Source organism: Acinetobacter sp. YH12043 (genome assembly GCF_013419915.1).
Classification (GTDB): domain Bacteria; phylum Pseudomonadota; class Gammaproteobacteria; order Pseudomonadales; family Moraxellaceae; genus Acinetobacter.
In genome coordinates this window covers 122,605-140,834 of record NZ_VOZD01000004.1, presented here as the reverse complement: position 1 = coordinate 140,834, position 18,230 = coordinate 122,605, and the positions used below count along the sequence as shown (strand labels likewise).

Below are 18,230 nucleotides of genomic sequence, written 5' to 3'. Positions count from 1 at the left end.
TCCTTTATGGTTTCATTTGTTTAGGAAAGCTCAGTTTGCATCGTAAACCACCTAATGGTGAATGTGCAAAGCTTAAGCTACCACCCATAGCCTGAGTAATTTTACAAGATAAGGCCAGACCCAAGCCTGTCCCACCGGTGGCACGGGTACGCGAATCATCAACACGATAGAAACGCTCACCAATGCGGGCCAGCTGCTCATCAGTCAAACCGAATGGACTGTCATCGACATATAAAGTCCATTCTTTCTCATTCTGTTCGGTATGGATATGTACCTGACCACCGGCTTCTGTATAACGGATACTGTTGCTAAGCAGGTTAGCTACAATCTGCTTGAAACGGTCCAGATCCAGCTCGACTTCAGCACCGTCACCTTCAATAGTCACTTTCAGATCAGCCTGTTCAAATTTAGGCTGGAAGTTCATTAATTCCTGCTGCACCACCTCCCATGGATTTACAGTTGCATAGTAAAACTGTAATTGCTGGGCATCAGCCTGCGCTAGAGCTGCCAAGTCCTGAGTCAGTTTTTTCAGGCTGGTTACCTGTGCCAACATCGACGCAAAATGCTCTGGTGTCGGTTTACGGATTCCATCCTGCATCGCTTCAATTTGTGCCTGCAAGACTGCCAGCGGAGTTTTCAGTTCATGTGAGGTATCTGCTACCCACTGACGGCGTGAAGTTTCATGCTGATCCAAAATCACGGCCAGTTGATTCAGCTCATTAGACAGATCACCCAGCTCATCATTACGTTTCACTTTCACCTGATGCTGATAATTACCACGAGTCAATTCACGCGTACCGTTCAACAAACGCTGAATCGGTTTTTTAAAATAAGTTGCCAGTAATAATGCAGCAATCAGACTGGCTAGAATACTTAAACCATAAACTAAAAATAGGTAACGTTTCTGATTACTAAAGAAATTAATACTTAAAGCATCATCTTGGTCTAAAACCGGTTTCAAGCCCAGATAACCGACCACCTGGTTTTCAACCATAATTGGACGATAGGAAATCTGCTCATCTGACGCCTCACCTACTACAAAACGCCGTTTGGCATCATAGAGTGACAGGCGTGAACTTAGACCCAGACGGTCTGGCATCTGGATGAACTGCTTCTTGCCGGTAGGCGGCTGAACTGACTGTTGACCGCCATTATTGTCTTTACGGTCGGTTCTAAACAGGTTCTGATTGGAACTAAGTGGAAATCTTAAACCTTCAAAGGGCTGGAATTGTGAAGGCAGGTTAGATGCCAGAATACGCAATTCTTCTTCATTGACTGAACGCGATGTCAGATTTGGTTCAACCATACTTGAAGGCGCTACAGTGGCTAAGGTCTGCTCCTGAAAGTAACGCTGCTGTAAGGCAATATCATACTGACGCCGCAACCACCAGCGCGATAAACGGTCATAATCATCCGGTGCGGCTTCACCTTCGATTTGCAGAATCTGCGCCTGAATGGCATTACCCCAGTCTTCATATACCGTATAGACATCAGCCAGATTCTCGATCACATGATCCAGCTTCTGCATTTCTACATCTGCAACATAGCGGGTAAAGTTGCGCTGCATATTCAGATGCAATACGCCCAGACTCACCGTGGTAATTACCAGGGTGGTCAATAAAACAGTCAAAAACAGACGTAATGCAATCGGAATACGGCGAATCTTCAAAGTAAAAATCTCAGTTTTTCTTCTCTATATTCATTATTGTAGCGAACACAGACTTAAAAAACTCTCCATTGTTTCTTCATCTTTATTATTTAATCTTTACTCATCAAAAAGAATCAGCTCTTGAATGGGGTAAAAACATGAAAGCAATGACAAAAATCGCCTTAATCAGTGCCAGTGTTTTATCGATGGGTGCATTGACTGCCTGTCAATCTACGAGCAACGTGAATGAGCAGAAAGATCATTCTCGCATGATGAAACATCATGAAGGTCAAAAACAGCATCGTCTCACTCCAGAGCAACGCGAACAATTCAAAGCCGCTCGTGCAGAACGCATGCAATTGCATAAACAGATTCAACAGGCCTGTGACGGTAAAGCTGTAGGTAGTGCAGTCCAAATCAAGGCGGGTGATAAAACCATTGATGGGCAATGCAAGATTTCTTTCAAACCTGACCATAAAGGCATCACAGGTCAACGTGGTGAATTCCGTAGTATGCGCGGTGAACATCGTCCAATGCGTGGTGAATTCCGAGGTGGTATGAACCGTGGAGAAGCATTAACGGATAGTCAACGTGCAGAAATGGTTAAACAGTATGATCAGCGTTTATCAGAACGTCAGGCTCTACAAACTGCGTTTGCCAACGCTTGTAAAGGTCAAACCCACGGCAAGGCCGTTCAAGTGAAAGCGGGTACTCAAACTATTGATGGTCAATGTATCGTGCACTTCCAGCCGAATGCACCCATTAAGATGACTAAAGCTGCATCTTAATCTTCTTCTACGTTTCTTATTCATTCAAATTCAGGCACCTTCGGGTGCTTTTTTTTATAGCTGACTCCTCAGTCCTCTTTTGACCATTCATGTTCTGCTAATTTCTACAAAAGTCTTTGCAGTCAATATGTTTACTGTTCTGTGCAGATTAATCTTTGACTTTATAGTCACCAAGAAAGCCGCCTGAAAGCTTGTATGGCTGGGCAAGATGTTGCACGATTAGATTCATAGCAATACGTGTCACTGAAGGCACGTTTCAATTAATTTAGGATGATAACGCTGGTCTAAACCAGTATTGAGGAAACCGATATGCCACAATACAAAGCGCCCTTACGTGACATGCAATTCGTTCTACACGAATTATTAAATGCTGAAGAACATTACGCAAAACTTCCTGCGTTTCAAGAAAACGTAAGCCGTGAGTTGGTTGATCAGTACCTAGAAGCTGCAGCTGACTTCTGTGAAAATGAATTATCTCCTCTAAATCAGGTCGGCGACCGTGAAGGTTGTACCTGGAATGACGGCGTTGTAACGACACCGACTGGCTTTAAAGAAGCTTACCAAAAATACATCGAGCTAGGCTTCCCTTCTCTTTCTGCTGAAGAGCAATACGGCGGTCAAGGCTTACCAAATTCTTTAGGTATCACTCTTTCTGAAATGGTGGGTACTGCGAACTGGGCATGGGGTATGTACCCTGGTCTGTCTCATGGTGCAGTTCGTACTTTAGAACACCACGGTTCTCAAGAACAAAAAGACGCTTACCTGCCTAAACTGGTTTCAGGTGAATGGACAGGTACCATGTGTCTAACTGAATCTCATGCAGGTTCTGACCTCGGCATCATCCGCACTAAAGCTGAACCACAAGCTGATGGTAGCTATGCAATCTCTGGCGAGAAAATCTTTATCTCTGCTGGTGAACACGACATGGCAGAGAACATTATTCATATCGTACTTGCTCGTCTGCCTGGCGCGCCTAAAGGTACTAAAGGTATTTCTCTGTTCATCGTACCAAAATTCAACCTGAATGCTGACGGTTCAATCGGTGAGCGTAACGGCGTACGTTGTGGTTCAATCGAACACAAAATGGGGATCCATGGTAACGCAACTTGTGTCATCAACTTCGATAACGCCAAAGGCTTCCTGATCGGTCCTGAAAACCGTGGTCTGAACTGCATGTTCACCTTCATGAACACTGCACGTATCGGTACTGCTGTACAAGGTCTGTCTGCATCTGAAGCGGCGTTCCAAGGCGCTTTAACTTATGCTAAAGACCGTCTGGCAATGCGTTCTCTTTCGGGTCCTAAAGCACCTGAAAAAGAAGCTGATCCAATTATTGTTCATCCAGCTGTACGTAACATGCTTTTAACTCAAAAAGCATTTGCTGAAGGTGGTCGTGCACTGGTTTACCTGTTGGCTCAATATGCTGATGTGGTTGAACAAGGTACTTCTGAAGAAGAGCGCAAGTTCGCTGACAATATCCTGTCGCTATTAACTCCAATCGCAAAAGCATTCCTGACTGAAACTGGTTCAGAAGCTGCGAAACATGGTGTTCAAGTCTTCGGTGGTCACGGCTTTATCTCTGAGCATGGCATGGAACAAATCGTACGTGATACACGTATTGCCTGCCTGTACGAAGGTACGACTGAGATTCAAGCACTGGATCTGTTAGGCCGTAAAGTACTGGGTACTCAAGGTGCGATGTTGAAAGACTTCACTAAGATCATCCACAAATTTGCGGAAGCGAACAAAGACAATTCTGCAATGAAAGAATTTGTTGAACCGCTTGCGGCATTGAACAAAGAATGGGGTGACCTGACCATGCAGATTGGTATGCGTGCGATGCAAAACCCTGAAGAAGTGGGTGCAGCTGCAGTAGATTACCTGTACTTCTCTGGTTATGTAACACTGGCTTACCTGTGGGCTCGTATGGCACTGGTTGCTCAAGAGACTCTTGCTGCAGGTACCACTGATGCAGACTTCTACAATGCTAAATTGACGACTGCACGCTTCTACTTCAAGAAAATCCTGCCACGTGTTCGTTCACACGTTGACGTGATTGCAACTGGTGTAGAACCGCTTATGTCTTTAGATGCTGAACATTTCGCATTCTAAGCTGATGCAGTTTTAAATGCATAATAAGAAAAAGGACGGCCATCTTCAGGCAGTCCTTTTTCTTTATAAAGAGTTACAGAATTAACCTTTAGTCGTCTAACATTCAGATTTTTAATGCTTTAGACTGAGCCAAAACAATCCAATTAAACAATAAAACAGGTGACATACTATGCCAATTTATAACGCGCCACTTGCTGACATGAAATTCATCCTGAATGATGTTTTCAATGCAGAACAGTTCTGGCAGGCCAATGAAAATCTTGCCCACTTGGATACTGCCACAGCAGAAGCCATTCTTGAAGAAATGGCGAAGTTTGCGCAAAACGTCATGCTTCCTCTGAACCGTACCGGCGATGAAGAAGGCGCAAAATATGAAAATGGCAATGTCACCACACCAGCTGGCTTTAAAGAAGCATTCAAACAATATGCTGAAGGCGGCTGGATCGGTCTGGGTGCCGATGCAGAATGGGGCGGCCAGGAAATGCCGAAAATGCTCACCGTACTTTCTGATGAAATGCTGTTTGCAACTAACCCATCTTTCATGCTCTACCCGCTTCTTTCTGTGGGTGCAGGTATGGCTTTAAACAGCTATGCATCTCAAGAGCAAAAAGAAACCTATCTTCCTAAAATCTATTCTGGTGAATGGTCAGGCACCATGTGCTTAACTGAGCCACATGCCGGTACTGATCTGGGTATTATCAAAACCAAAGCTGAACGTAATGAAGATGGCACGTATAGCATTACCGGTACCAAAATCTTTATCACGGGTGGTGACCACGATCTTGCTGAAAACATTATTCATCTGGTACTGGCAAAAACTCCTGATGCGCCTGCCGGCTCTCGCGGTATTTCCCTGTTCATCGTACCGAAGTTCCTGGTCAATGAAGATGGTTCAATTGGTGAACGTAATCCAGTTGGTCCTGGTTCAATCGAACACAAAATGGGGATCAAGGCCTCTGCAACATGTGTAATGAACTTTGATGGTGCCAAAGGTTATCTGGTAGGTAAAGAAAACGAAGGTCTGGCAGCCATGTTCGTGATGATGAACTACGAACGTCTGTCTATGGGCATCCAGGGCCTAGGTGCTTCAGAATTTGCTTATCAAAATGCTGCGCAATATGCGACAGATCGTTTACAGGGTCGTAGTGCCCTTGGTGCTCAATCACCAGCTAAACCGGCAGACAGCATTTTAGTACATGGTGATGTACGTCGTATGTTGCTGAATGTTCGTGCGAACAACGAAGCATCGCGTGCATTTGCAGTTTATGTAGGTCAACAACTGGATATTACTAAGTTCTCGACTGATCCTGAAGCCGTAAAAAAAGCCAATGACCGTGTGGCACTGTTGACACCAATCGCGAAAGCTTACCTGACGGATACTGCATTCCAGGCAACCCTAGATGCACAAATGGTCTTTGGTGGACATGGTTATATCCGTGAATGGGGCATGGAACAATGTATCCGTGACCTGCGTATCTCACAGATTTACGAAGGAACCAACGGTGTTCAGTCACAAGATTTGATCGGCCGTAAAACTATTAAATGTGGCGGTGCGTACATCGGTGAATACATCGAAGAAATCCGTGACTTTGCGAACCAGTTAGATGCAGACCTGAACTTCATTAAAGATGCAACTTTAGATGCAGCTACTGAAGTCGAATCATTGACTCAATTCGTGCTTGAAGCTGCTGGCGAAAATGCAGAATTCCCGAATGCAGCAGCAGTTGATTACCTACACGCAGTAGGCCTATTGAGCTTCTCTTATATGTTTGCGCGCATTGCCAATGCTGCAAAAGACAAAGATGGCGAGTTCTACCAAAACAAACTGGCACTGGTGCGTTATTTCACGCAACGCATCTTGCCTGAACTTGCACTGCGTATCACTAAAGTGAAAGCTGGTTGCGAAGTAGTGATGAATTTCTCTGAAGATTACTTCACGACTCAAGCTTAATCTTGACGTGAATCCATATAAAAAGCCCTGCATCTGCAGGGCTTTTTATGCACTATACTTTTTCAATCAAGATCGTATCTGGTTGCGTCGTTATTTTAGGATTGAAATGCTTATTCACTATTTTAATTCCCCCTTGCGACTCTAAAGATTCACACAGTTCAAGTACCTTCTGCATCTCTTCAGCCTTGATCCCCGTGCCCAGGATTAATTTTTTTCCTGCTTCTAATTGACTAATTTTTGTTTGAATTTTGTCCAACATTTTTTTCTCCTATTTATTCAATGTAGTTCTCATACAATATAACAAGTTAGTGCAAAAAAAGTGCAAAAGTTCGAATAATTTCACTTTTATTTTATTTTTCTCTTTTTGTGCATGATCTTTGCTAGTTCTTTCCTGTTCATATGTTATTTCACATGAAAATCAGGAGGAGAACATGAGTAAATCTGAGTCTAAAGTGAAAAGAATAGAGACTCTCCTCGACCGATTTGGTAATCTTGCCGTTGAAAGTTTCCATTATCTTGCGCTGTTCATTATTGGCTGTATGGTGATCTGGTCTGCAGGTCATACTGTATTTGACATCTTGACTGTCAAACAGTTTGCCACCATTGATGATATTCTTTTACTGTTTATCTATCTGGAACTTGGTGCCATGGTGGGCATTTATTTCAAGACCAATCATATGCCGGTCCGGTTCCTGATTTATATTGCAATTACTGCCCTGACCCGTTTACTAATTTCTGATATTCAGCATACGCACAAAGCCAGCATGGATCAGGTTATTATTACCGGTTCGATTCTGATTCTAGCTTTTGCCATTCTGGTGGTCCGTTATGCGTCCTGGACCTATCCATCTGTCATTCGTGACAAGCATAGCGAAAAGCCCTTACCAGAAGGTAAAACCCCACGCCCGGAAGATGATGAGTTGGCATAGTCATAGAAAAGTCCCCCTTTGCAAAAGGTGAGAAGCACTGCTTCGCAAGAGGGTAATTAATCACCCCTCCTAACAAGAGAGGGAATTTCTTTTAACGATTATTCATCAATACATAACGTCCATTTTCATAAATCCAGTAACTTCCGCGTGGTGGTGCCGCTAATCCCAAACGCTGCCAGTCACTAATCACTGTATATCGCGAACTTTCAATGCGAGCCACATTTGGATCACCATTGACCCAGCTATAGCTATTGGAATTCTGGTAAATCGTGGTCGGTGCCTGATACTGGATATTGAACCCGCTTTGGCTCTGCGCAGGAGGATAATATCCGCCATGGGATGGACGTTGCGGATAATAGGGCCGCTGCCAATGAGGCGGCTGCGGTGCATAATGAGGACGCGATGGAGGACGATGTTGAGGTTTAGAACGATCAATACCAGTATAGCCTACCCAGGCATTATCCGCCCAAGCGGGCGCTGCAATACCGAACAGGAATGAAGCCAGCAATGCACCTGAAGCTAATGTTTTCATAAGTGCGTCCTCCAAAAATTTCTGTCCATATTTTAACCAAAATCCATGCAGAAAATATGGATAAATCCCCTACTGCTGCAAAGTTTTGTAATTAATTCCATGACTTTAACAGGCTTGCGTGATGAGCGCTGAAGTACGTATGCTAATATCACTTTTTTAATGCTTTGAGTTGCATACTGTGTCTGATTTAAATTTCGATCGTTTATATGAATATTTTTGCAAGGTACCCAGTGTTCAAAAAGGACTGATTGATAGCTATGGCTCGGATGGTAAACAGGCCTGGTGGTTTAAATTTCAGATCAATGTCGATCATCCTCTGGCATGGCAAACTGTGCAGGAACTAGGTCACGTCCTGAACTATATTTCTAAAAATGAGCGCCTGCCGACTCAGTTTCTTCCAGTTTCTCCACCGCCTTATATGAATGGTGTAGCCAAAGATTTCCTGTCTTGGGTGATCCAGTGCAATCATGCTGATTTTCCACCAGATGTGGTATGTGACTGGCTAGAAGCACGTTTACCAAATCCGGTAGATGATGAAGCACAATGGAAAATCAAGACTGATATCTCTGAACTGGATGAGCTGACAGATAAAGAATTGGATCAACTGGTTCCGCCGAATCCAGAATCGAAAAGCTAATACTAGAAATCTCCCTAAATCCCTCTTTGATAAAGAGGGACCTTCCTCTCTTTTTTAAAGGGAGGTTAGGAGGGATTTAAAATCAAAACGTCGACCAACCACTCCATTCCATAAAACGGTATAACCAGTACTTCCAGAATGACTCTTCAGCATATTGAGCATAGTCCACGCTCATGGAACGGCCATTCAAATTAGACCAGGCCGTATTGAAATACCGCTGCGCATCACTAAAGACTTCCGCCTGAGGCTGTCCGAGCACACGCAGATTGGTCTCCAGATTATAATTTTTTAGGTTACGTGCCGTGAAATTAGCGGAACCTAAAATCATTTCAGATTGCTGAGCATCATATTTCATCAGAATTTTATTATGACATTGCTCGCCTTGAGTATTACACCAGCGTACCGGAATACCAGCTTTATGCAGTTCTGAAGCCACCTGCCGGTTAGGAATGCCATTTTTTTCACGACCAAATGCATCTTTGTTTGGATCAAGTAAAATTCGAAGTTTTACACCACGCTCATGCGCTGCAATCAGCCCTTTCACAATCTTACGCTCTGACAGATAGAACATCGCCAGATCAATCTGCTCATCTGCTTTCGCCGTTTCAAGCAGCTTTAGAACTCCCTCATAAATGGCTTTTTCAGTTAGCACCTGAACTTGAGGCTGGTTTTTTTCCGCTTCAAACTCACCTGCAATCACAGCCGGCATATTGGCTTGAGACATGATCCCGACCGCCTGTTCTGTTGCAAGAATATCAATTGCTGTCCTGCCCCAGACCAGTAGACCAATATTGGAGTGCCGTGAACTGCCATCATGGGGGTTCATTGAAGTGACCAGTGCTTTCCAGCCCTGATCTGTATCAACGACCAGTGTTTTACGATGATTGGCTTTGAAATTAAACAAGTCGAAATAACTGCGTAAAGTCACTTTTTCTGGACCAAACGGATTCGGCAACCAGCCTTTTTCCGGATTATTGCCAATCCCCTGACAGCATAGATACCAGAAACCTGACCAGCTTGGATTAGAAGCACGCAGCGGTGTCAGATTGGTTTCGATTACATCTACTCCTGCCTGACGCAGTTCACGATAATGCTGTGCTGTAATTCCACCGTAGACAGAATTAATCGGATCGGTAATAAATTTGATTTCCACTTCAGGCTGCATCAATCGCTTGTTGAGTAAGGCCTCTGTGAGCTGTTTGCTGAGTGCCTGATGTTCCTGTTTAGAGGCACCGGTTTGCTGATTAAACAGGAACATATCCAGCACGATCAGGGATTTTGCTTCCTCAACCATCTTCAGCATTTCATTAAAAATCTGATGATCCAGTTGTTGCTTGCCCTGTGCATCCAGATAAGTCTGATCGACCAGAAATTTCACCTGTGCATGGCGCAGCTTACCCGTGTAATTCAGCCCTTCAGGTAAGGGTTTATAAGTATGATAAATTGCTGAAGCCAGATAACTGGCCATCAGCACACCAATGATCAAGGCCGCATAACGGCGGTTTGACCAGTTCAGTTTATTGTGAATTCGTTGAAAGATACGCATAAAAAAAAACCTAACCCAATATACTCAGGCTAGGTTTAATCTGATGATTTTTCAAGTCTATTTCAGTGACAGTACTTGGATTCGGTCAGTTATTTCATCTGAATCCTAGAAATCATATTGTACGCCGACTGTGAAATTACGTCCGACTTGCGGAATATTCGACAGGAATGAGCTATGTGAATAGACCTGATCATCGAGCAGATTATTGACTTTAAAATAAACCCGATAGGCATTTTTATCAGCAATGGTATTGGCATAGCTTAGACCGACATTGACCATGTTGTAGCCTTGGGTTTCATCTTCATAACTGGCCGTTTTGTCCTGATTAAAGACATGATAATACTCTGCCATTCCTGACCAGCCATCGGCAAAGTCTGCTTCAACCTTGGTTCCTAAGCGGCCTGCTGGAATACGGGGTGCATTTTCACCCTCAATTTTGCCGCGCACGTAATCACCGAATACACCAAGCTTGTATGTGTCATTTAATGCATAAGTAGCTTCTGCTTCAGCCCCATAGAAACGAGCTTTATCTTGAGTATATTCTACCCCACGCAAATTTCCATTTCTGGCGGTTGTCGCACCGTAGATATAGTCATCAAACCAGTTATGGTAAATATGCGCATGATAATCCAGCTTAGCACCTTCATATTCGAAACCCAGCTCCAGGTTATTCGAGCTTTCTTTTTCCAGATCAGGATTACCGACTTCATAGGTATTGGTGGCAAAATGCAGACCATTGGCATACAACTCTTGCGCCAGTGGTAAACGTTGCTGATGTGAACCTACAATGGATAACTTATAGTTCGGGGCAAATTCCCAATTCGCAGCGGCAGAAGCAGAGATACCTGTGCCTGAATAATTTTTCTGTTCAGATTCAACTTGTACTTTTTGATGATCAACACGTGCACCCAGTTCGACATGCACATCACCGAGTTGTTTATGCTCTAAAGCAAACAGACTGTATTTTTCAGTTTTGGTATCTGGCATGACTACGCTTGAACCATGAACATGATGTTCTTCATCATCTTCGTCACCATCTTCATGATGATCATGTTCTGTAGCAGCCAGATTGATTTTCTGCTGGCTATATTGGGTGCCAATTACCCCTTCCCAACCAGCAACCGGAACATGCACCAGCTCTAAACGGCCATCGTAGCCTTTGCTTTTGAAATTACTAATCACTTCATTTTCTTCCAGCTCATCATGCTCATAATCGGTAAAGCTGGCATGGGCACGTAACTTGTCAAAACCGGCAAAAGGCTGTTCCAGTTCAGTACGTACTTCATAACGTTCAGATTTCAGATCTACCCATGGTCCGCCATGCTCTTCTTCATGCTCTGCGGTAGCACCCAGCTCTGGACAGCCATGGAAATGATCACCATGCAATACACAGCCATGATATTCATGACTATGCCCCGGCAAGCCATATTCATCCTGACGGTTGCTATAAGACAGGCCAACGAAACCACGATCATGAATCCATGATCCACCAATATTCACGGTCTGGCCTTCAGCAAAGGTATTACCTACACGACGTTCTTTGTGAAAATGTGAATGATCGCCATGAGGTTCTTCTACTACATAATCAGGCGCAATATAGTCATTGGCTTTGTGTTTAGTACCTTCGACACGCAGCGCAAAATTTTCACCGACTGCAGCAGTCACGCCTGCACTTGCCAGTTTTTCATCACTGCCCGAGTTGTAACGTAGTCCAACAGTCCCTTCCAGACCATCTTCCGGCATTTGGGTTGGGATCTTCTGATCAGTGACATTAACCAGACCACCGACGGTTCCCGCGCTATAAAGCAAAGTTGATGGGCCACGAATCACTTCGACCTGTTTGGCCAGAATCGGATCAACAGTTACCGCATGGTCAGGAGATAGAGTAGATACATCAGCCGTTTCAGAAGCATGCTGCAAAACTTTGACACGTGGACCATCTTGGCCGCGGATTACCGGTCGGCTCGCTCCGGTTCCATACTGATTTGAATACACTCCAAGTTCATCAGCCAGCGCATCACCAATAGCCGTCGCACGTTCAGATAAGGCTTTCTGGTCCACCATCAGATCAGCAACTGCAAAATCTGCCGCAGTCTGTACCAGTGGATGAGCTTGTACCTGAATGGTATCCATGGTTTGTACAGGAATAGAAGAAGATGACTGTTCAGCAAATACCGTAGGCGCAACTACAGCAAAAATTGAGAGTGTTATTAGATTCTTAGAAAAGGACATGACCCAAGCTCAAATTCAGCAATTTCGAATATTGTTATAATATAACATTTCATTGTTTTTGCAATCTTTTACGATAATCAATGAGATATTTTATTAGAATGTCATTTGAATATTTTTCATTGTAGTAAAACACTATTTTTTATGCCCTTTACTTTATCTCATGCTGTACTCGCTCCACCTATTTCATATTTAACTGGCAATCGGCTACCTGTTGCTGCGCTAGCGATTGGCAGTATGGTTCCTGATCTGTACCGTCTTTTTACCCATAAGAATTCTAATATTACTCATTTATGGTCTTCGCTGATTCACCCTGATTTATGGATTGGTCTTATTTTTTGTGCGGTCTGGTACCTGATTTACCGGCCAGTGATTTATCGTTTCATTGGCATACAACATGATTTAAATATTCATAATCTATTTTCAGCATTCAGATTTATTTGCGCTATGTGTATTGCAGTGATGATTGGGACAGCAACCCATATTATTTGGGATGGTCTCACCCATGTGGATTTTCGAACCTTTGCCTTTTATGACATTCTCAGCCAGCAGTATCAAATTTTAGGGCGAACTTATCCTCTACACCGGATTTTGCAGATCGGGACTTCTGCTCTGGCTCTGCCTTTTATTCTATGGATGAGTCTGCATTACTATAAAACTCACCAGCAATATTTAAGCGTCAGTCACAAGATCCTCCTCTTTTGCTGGGGTCTATTCGGTCTATCTACGCTCACAGGTTTATTTTCGACATGGGACTATATGCGCTATATTCCGGATGATGCTTGGCGATCTGATCTGTATTATTTTACCGGCCGCTCTATCAATGAATTTAGCCAGGGCTTTTTAATCACTTTTAGTCTGGGCTGTCTGCTATTTTTATTTCTGGATCGTGATCGGCGTATGGGCTAGGAAAATCTCTCACTTCCTGCTTATTCACTTTAAAATGATACTGTTTTTGCCTCAAGTTCTTGTGACAACATGCCCAAAGAGGCATAATCCTACCTTTGCTAAAGGCGGTACGCTGTTTACGTATACGCTTCCTTAACCCATATAGTTGGATTTTTAACGCTATGATGCGAACTCATTACTGCGGTTCTTTAACCGAAGCTCAAATTGACCAGACCGTAACATTATGCGGTTGGGTACACCGTCGCCGTGACCACGGTGGTGTCATTTTCCTTGACATGCGTGACCGTGACGGTCTTGTTCAAGTGGTTATCGACCCAGATACACCTGAAGCGTTTGCAACAGCAGACAAAGCACGTTCTGAATACGTATTAAAAATTACAGGCCGTGTACGTCGCCGTTATGCGGGTACTGAAAATGCCAACATGGTGAGTGGTCAAATCGAAGTATTGGGTAAAGAAATTGAAGTTCTTGCTCAGTCTGAAACTCCTCCATTCCCACTGAATGACGAAAATACAAGCATTTCTGAAGAAATTCGTTTGAAATATCGTTTCCTGGACATCCGTCGTCCTGAAATGATCGATCGTTTACGTTTCCGTTCTAAAGTGACCAACCTGATCCGTAACTATTTAGACGATCACGGTTTCCTAGACGTTGAAACTCCGATCTTGACTCGTGCGACCCCTGAAGGTGCGCGTGACTACTTAGTTCCAAGCCGTGTATCTAATGGTAGCTTCTATGCGCTTCCACAATCACCACAGCTGTTCAAACAGTTGTTGATGGTAGGTGGTGTAGATCGTTACTACCAGATCGCTAAATGTTTCCGTGACGAAGATTTACGTGCGGATCGTCAGCCTGAATTCACTCAAATCGACATCGAAACATCGTTCATGAGCGATGACGATATTATGGATTTGATGGAAGGCATGACTGTTAAGATGTTCGACGAACTTCTTGGCATCAAATTCGACAAATTCCAACGTATGCCTTATTCAGAAGCAATGCGTGACTATGCTTCTGACAAACCAGACTTACGTATTCCTTTGAAACTTGTTGACGTTGCAGACTTGATGCAAGACGTCGAGTTCAAAGTATTCGCAGGTCCTGCTAAAGATCCTAAAGGCCGTATCGTTGCGCTTCGCGTTCCAGGTGCGGGCTCACTGCCACGTAGCGCAATCGATGAATATACTAAATTCGTTGGTATTTACGGTGCGAAAGGTCTGGCTTACATCAAGGTCAATGAACTTGAGAAAGGTATTGAAGGTCTTCAATCACCTATCGTTAAATTCATCGAGCCAATCGTGCTGGATCTGTTGAAACGTGTTGGTGCTGAAAATGGCGACATCGTATTCTTCGGTGCAGACAAAGCCAAAGTTGTGAATGATGCAATGGGCGCACTTCGTGTGAAAATTGGTCATGATATGAACCTTGCAACTTGCGAATGGGCTCCGCTTTGGGTAGTTGACTTCCCAATGTTCGAAGAAACTGATGATGGCAAATGGACTTCTGTTCACCATCCGTTCACGCTTCCTAAATCAAGCGTTGAAGATGTGAAGAATAATCCAGGCGAAGCATTGTCTGTTGCTTATGACATGGTATTGAATGGTACTGAAATCGGTGGTGGTTCACTGCGTATTTATACTTTAGAAATGCAAAAAGCGATCTTTGAAGCGCTGGGTATTTCTGAAGAAGAGGCAGAAGAGAAATTCAGCTTCTTGCTAAATGCGCTTAAATTCGGTGCGCCTCCGCATGGTGGTTTGGCATTCGGTCTGGATCGTCTGGTGATGCTAATGACTGGTGCATCTTCAATCCGTGATGTGATTGCATTCCCGAAAACCAAAACTGCTGAATGTCCATTGACTCAAGCACCTGCACCAGTTGAATCAACTCAACTGCGTGATTTGGGTATTCGCTTACGTGAAAAACCAAAAGCCGAATCTCAAGAATAATTTCTTGATGATTTGAGTAAAAAAGCCCTGTTCTAACAGGGCTTTTTTATTGCATTGAGAAGCCTGCACGACAGTGGCATAATAGCTTCAGTTTCTATTTTTAGGTAATTTGGCAATGGCGATGCGTCCTGCTGTTCGTAACCGTGGCATCATGCTGATCGTGTTTTCAGTCGTACAATGGCTGTTCATGCGCTATATCCTTGCAAACAACCTGTTTAACCTGGACACCAATGACCGTATTGTGTACTTCTGCCTGAGCAGTATTTTAGGTGCACTTGTCATTTTTGTAGGTCTGATTTATATGGTGCTTAAAGGCAATCCTGATCAAGAATCTTAATCAGGCAAGCTGCACACCATGTACGCATTACTCAAGAACTTCTCCAAACTCCCGTTAAGATTCATTCAAAATTTGGCGAAAAGTGTTGGATCACTTCTCTATATCACGAATTCATCGATTCGCCGTACTACAGAAATTAATTTAGGGATTGCCTATCCTGAACTGTCAGCATCAGAACGTACACGACTGGCAAAACGAAGTGTTCAAAGCCAATGCATGACCTATGCCGAGTCAGTCAAAATTTGGGGTTCTGAACCTGAGTTCGCATTAAAACAAATCCGGAATATTCATCATCCAGAAATTTTTACTGATGCACTGAAAAACCCGAATGGAACTTTAGCAGTCGTTCCTCATTTTGGTACTTGGGAGTTACTTAATGCCTGGGTGAATCAACACACTAGCCCTGTCATCATGTATAAACCGAGCAAAAATCCTGATGTCGATCGGTTTATGCTCGAAGCACGGCAACGTTTAAATGCTACCCTTGTTCCGACTGATGAAACTGGTGTAAGAGCTTTATTCAAGCATCTAAAACAGGGTGGATTTGCTGCCATTCTTCCTGACCATGTGCCCAAAGAAAGCGGCGGTATTTACTCACCTTTTTATGGACAGAATGCTCTATCTTCTACCCTGCTGTCTAAGTTGGCTGCAAAAACCCAATGCTCTGTGATTGGCTTAAGTTGTTTACGTCATGATGATCTAAACGGCTTTGATATTCATGTAACTGAGTTATCAATAGATATTCTTTCTAAAGACTTACAGCTTTCTGTAGATACCTTAAACAAGGAAATGGAGCGAATGATTAACATTGCTCCAGAGCAGTATTTGTGGGGTTATAAAAGGTTTAAGAAAGTTAAAAGCTAATTTAAATATTTTTTAATAAAAATATTTTCTATATCTTTATGACGGTCATATTGATGAATTATAGTTGATACGCGTCCATCTAAATCTAGGATCTCATTATTACAATTTAATATGATCTCATTTCTAGGAACTAAACCTACAGTTGAAATAATAGATTTAAGAGGATCACAATGAACGACATCTTCAAAATTATTAGAATAAAGCAATTTATTATGTATACCTTGATCATAATTAGAACGAACCATCTTGTAATAAGGTAAAGACATAAACTCATCAATCATTGTTTTTAAATACAACATAACAGACTTATGATCTCCTAAAGTGACTCCTGCACAACAGATTTTCTCTGATCCAATTTTATTGAGATATTGTTTCCCATATACGTCGCTAATCCACTTTATATGAAAATCATCTTGCCCAATTAGAATACGAGAATGTTCCATACCTAAGTATAATCCATTCAAATTATTATCAAATGGATTACGCTGTACAATCACATCTCGTGTGTCTGTCAACATAATATCTTCATTAGTACTTTTTAATAAAAGATAATTGTAATAATCAAAAAATCTCGAAACATGTGGTAGCCCGAGAAAATATATAAAATCTTTTTTCAGAGCGGGCTCTAAGTTAACAATAATACCACTTAGAATTTTTATTAGTTTTTTTAAATTTTTACCAATTTTTTTCGTTGAACTTAGTATCCCAATTCTACTTAAGCTAAATTCCAGTTTAAAGGCATAATCTTTTTTTAAAAAGTATAAATTATAATCTTCATATTGATTATCATTTATAAAAAGTACAACTTTCCCTTCATATTTTGCGACACTTAAGCTCTCTAAAAAAACCTCCACTTTATCTGGTGTATAACCTGTAGCTGCCCCCAAAATAATTGATGATGTCAAATCTTTCATATATCCTACTTTTCAATTCAATCGCAATAAAGTTTTAAACTTCTCAAAAATATTTGATTTTGATTTTTCATCAAATAACTTGAATAAGTTAAACCATTTGTTTTTACCCAAATAGTTTAATTTGATATTATCTTTATCTTCTAAAAAGGCCATCATAAATACTCCTTGATCGTCATCAACCATAGAATCAAGTAATATTTCTTTTTGACAGTTATATACTATATTAGAAAAATTAAGCCATTTTTCTTTAGTGCCAACAATTGCACCACCTATAATAAAAACTTGATTTCTTAAAATTGATTCATTGACCAACTCTTTACTAATCTTAAAGTTTTTATTAATCGTGAAAAAATGAATTTTATCTTCATTAAATGGATATTTCCATTTCACTAAACCATTGAGTGTTTCTTTACTTCTACAATAACCAAAATCTACCCAAGCCACCAAATGAGTATTTACCAACTTACTTGTTATAGATTTTTTTACGAAATATGCTTTCAAATTAGTTACTAGAACATAATCTGGCGACCAATATTCTGGATTTCTTGATTGAGCTGGGTCAACTGTGTTTTTAAATACACTACTATTTTGTACAGCTTTTATTTTTTCTCTACAATCTGAAAATTTACTATTAATATCAATTTCCACTACAATAGTTTTTTTATTTTTTCTTATTTTTCTAATCTTTTCTGAAAATTCTGAAGAAGTAAAAATTATCATATCATTTTCTAATTCAGCTAAATTAGAAAAATAATCTAAATACTTTTCAGGAGAACGTTGCAAGTAACTAGGATGGCCTTTTTCTACGCTCCAATTCCCTCTGCCTATATCAAAGAATGCACTTACTATTGTAATTTCAGATTTATCAATCACTTAAAATACCCTTAA

16 protein-coding genes are annotated in these 18,230 nt (G+C 41.9%); 9 read left to right on the top strand and 7 right to left on the bottom strand.

Annotation, left to right across the window (positions count from 1 at the left end; translation table 11 throughout):
• Positions 1–4 precede the first annotated feature (4 nt).
• A complete protein-coding gene (gene baeS / locus FTU01_RS03465; RefSeq protein ID WP_179993261.1) occupies positions 5–1,669 on the bottom strand; it encodes a sensor histidine kinase efflux regulator BaeS in 1,665 nt (554 codons plus the stop codon).
• A 137-nt stretch (positions 1,670–1,806) separates the two neighbouring features.
• Here baeS and FTU01_RS03460 point away from each other — a divergent pair, with 137 nt between their 5' ends.
• The 3 genes from FTU01_RS03460 (at position 1,807) to FTU01_RS03450 (ending at position 6,499) form a co-directional block, all read left to right on the top strand.
• Entirely contained in the window at positions 1,807–2,436 is a 630-nt protein-coding gene (locus tag FTU01_RS03460) for a hypothetical protein (protein ID WP_159124146.1), read from the top strand.
• Positions 2,437–2,745: 309 nt separating this feature from the next.
• Positions 2,746–4,548, top strand: coding sequence for an acyl-CoA dehydrogenase C-terminal domain-containing protein (locus tag FTU01_RS03455; protein ID WP_159124145.1), 1,803 nt, complete (start codon positions 2,746–2,748; stop codon positions 4,546–4,548).
• 169 nt (positions 4,549–4,717) lie between these two features.
• Positions 4,718–6,499: an acyl-CoA dehydrogenase C-terminal domain-containing protein gene (locus FTU01_RS03450; RefSeq protein WP_180138145.1), complete on the top strand. Its 1,782-nt coding sequence runs from the start codon at positions 4,718–4,720 to the stop codon at positions 6,497–6,499.
• A 52-nt stretch (positions 6,500–6,551) separates the two neighbouring features.
• On the opposite strand, the gene FTU01_RS03445 is transcribed toward FTU01_RS03450, so the two are convergent.
• Positions 6,552–6,758, bottom strand: coding sequence for a hypothetical protein (locus FTU01_RS03445; RefSeq protein ID WP_125279369.1), 207 nt, complete (start codon positions 6,756–6,758; stop codon positions 6,552–6,554).
• 172 nt (positions 6,759–6,930) lie between these two features.
• Between FTU01_RS03445 and FTU01_RS03440 the strand changes: the two genes are divergently transcribed.
• Positions 6,931–7,428 carry a phosphate-starvation-inducible protein PsiE gene (locus FTU01_RS03440; RefSeq protein WP_005232065.1) on the top strand — a complete coding sequence of 166 codons (498 nt, stop codon included), beginning with the start codon at positions 6,931–6,933 and terminating at the stop codon, positions 7,426–7,428.
• A 91-nt stretch (positions 7,429–7,519) separates the two neighbouring features.
• On the opposite strand, the gene FTU01_RS03435 is transcribed toward FTU01_RS03440, so the two are convergent.
• Positions 7,520–7,960, bottom strand: a complete 441-nt coding sequence (locus FTU01_RS03435; RefSeq protein WP_180138143.1) for an RcnB family protein — start codon at positions 7,958–7,960, stop codon at positions 7,520–7,522.
• Between the two features lie 178 nt (positions 7,961–8,138).
• On the opposite strand from FTU01_RS03435, the gene FTU01_RS03430 reads away from it, so the two are divergent.
• Complete coding sequence (locus tag FTU01_RS03430) at positions 8,139–8,597, top strand: hypothetical protein (protein ID WP_004782151.1); 459 nt, start codon at positions 8,139–8,141, stop codon at positions 8,595–8,597.
• Between the two features lie 82 nt (positions 8,598–8,679).
• Here FTU01_RS03430 and FTU01_RS03425 read toward each other — a convergent pair whose 3' ends face one another.
• Together FTU01_RS03425 and znuD are read right to left on the bottom strand one after the other, a co-directional pair.
• Complete coding sequence (locus tag FTU01_RS03425) at positions 8,680–10,143, bottom strand: phospholipase D family protein (RefSeq protein WP_180138141.1); 1,464 nt, start codon at positions 10,141–10,143, stop codon at positions 8,680–8,682.
• Positions 10,144–10,248: 105 nt separating this feature from the next.
• Positions 10,249–12,375 (bottom strand): zinc piracy TonB-dependent receptor ZnuD, encoded by a 2,127-nt coding sequence (gene znuD / locus FTU01_RS03420; protein WP_180138139.1) that lies wholly within the window; start codon positions 12,373–12,375, stop codon positions 10,249–10,251.
• Between the two features lie 141 nt (positions 12,376–12,516).
• Here znuD and FTU01_RS03415 point away from each other — a divergent pair, with 141 nt between their 5' ends.
• The 4 genes from FTU01_RS03415 to FTU01_RS03400 all read left to right on the top strand — a co-directional run bounded on the left by FTU01_RS03415 (position 12,517) and on the right by FTU01_RS03400 (position 16,428).
• Positions 12,517–13,281 carry a DUF4184 family protein gene (locus FTU01_RS03415; RefSeq protein WP_180002344.1) on the top strand — a complete coding sequence of 255 codons (765 nt, stop codon included), beginning with the start codon at positions 12,517–12,519 and terminating at the stop codon, positions 13,279–13,281.
• 161 nt (positions 13,282–13,442) lie between these two features.
• Positions 13,443–15,227, top strand: a complete 1,785-nt coding sequence (gene aspS / locus FTU01_RS03410; protein ID WP_034704264.1) for an aspartate--tRNA ligase — start codon at positions 13,443–13,445, stop codon at positions 15,225–15,227.
• A 115-nt stretch (positions 15,228–15,342) separates the two neighbouring features.
• Positions 15,343–15,564 carry a hypothetical protein gene (locus FTU01_RS03405; RefSeq protein ID WP_005232078.1) on the top strand — a complete coding sequence of 74 codons (222 nt, stop codon included), beginning with the start codon at positions 15,343–15,345 and terminating at the stop codon, positions 15,562–15,564.
• Between the two features lie 18 nt (positions 15,565–15,582).
• Complete coding sequence (locus tag FTU01_RS03400; protein ID WP_180138138.1) at positions 15,583–16,428, top strand: lysophospholipid acyltransferase family protein; 846 nt, start codon at positions 15,583–15,585, stop codon at positions 16,426–16,428.
• On the opposite strand, the gene FTU01_RS03395 is transcribed toward FTU01_RS03400, so the two are convergent.
• Positions 16,425–17,342: a hypothetical protein gene (locus FTU01_RS03395; protein WP_180025140.1), complete on the bottom strand. Its 918-nt coding sequence runs from the start codon at positions 17,340–17,342 to the stop codon at positions 16,425–16,427. The genes FTU01_RS03400 and FTU01_RS03395 overlap by 4 nt on opposite strands.
• A 12-nt stretch (positions 17,343–17,354) precedes the next feature.
• The gene (locus FTU01_RS03390) at positions 17,355–18,215 is read right to left on the bottom strand and encodes a WlaTC/HtrL family glycosyltransferase (RefSeq protein ID WP_180138136.1); all 861 of its coding nucleotides are present in this window, start codon (positions 18,213–18,215) and stop codon (positions 17,355–17,357) included.
• Positions 18,216–18,230 lie beyond the last annotated feature (15 nt).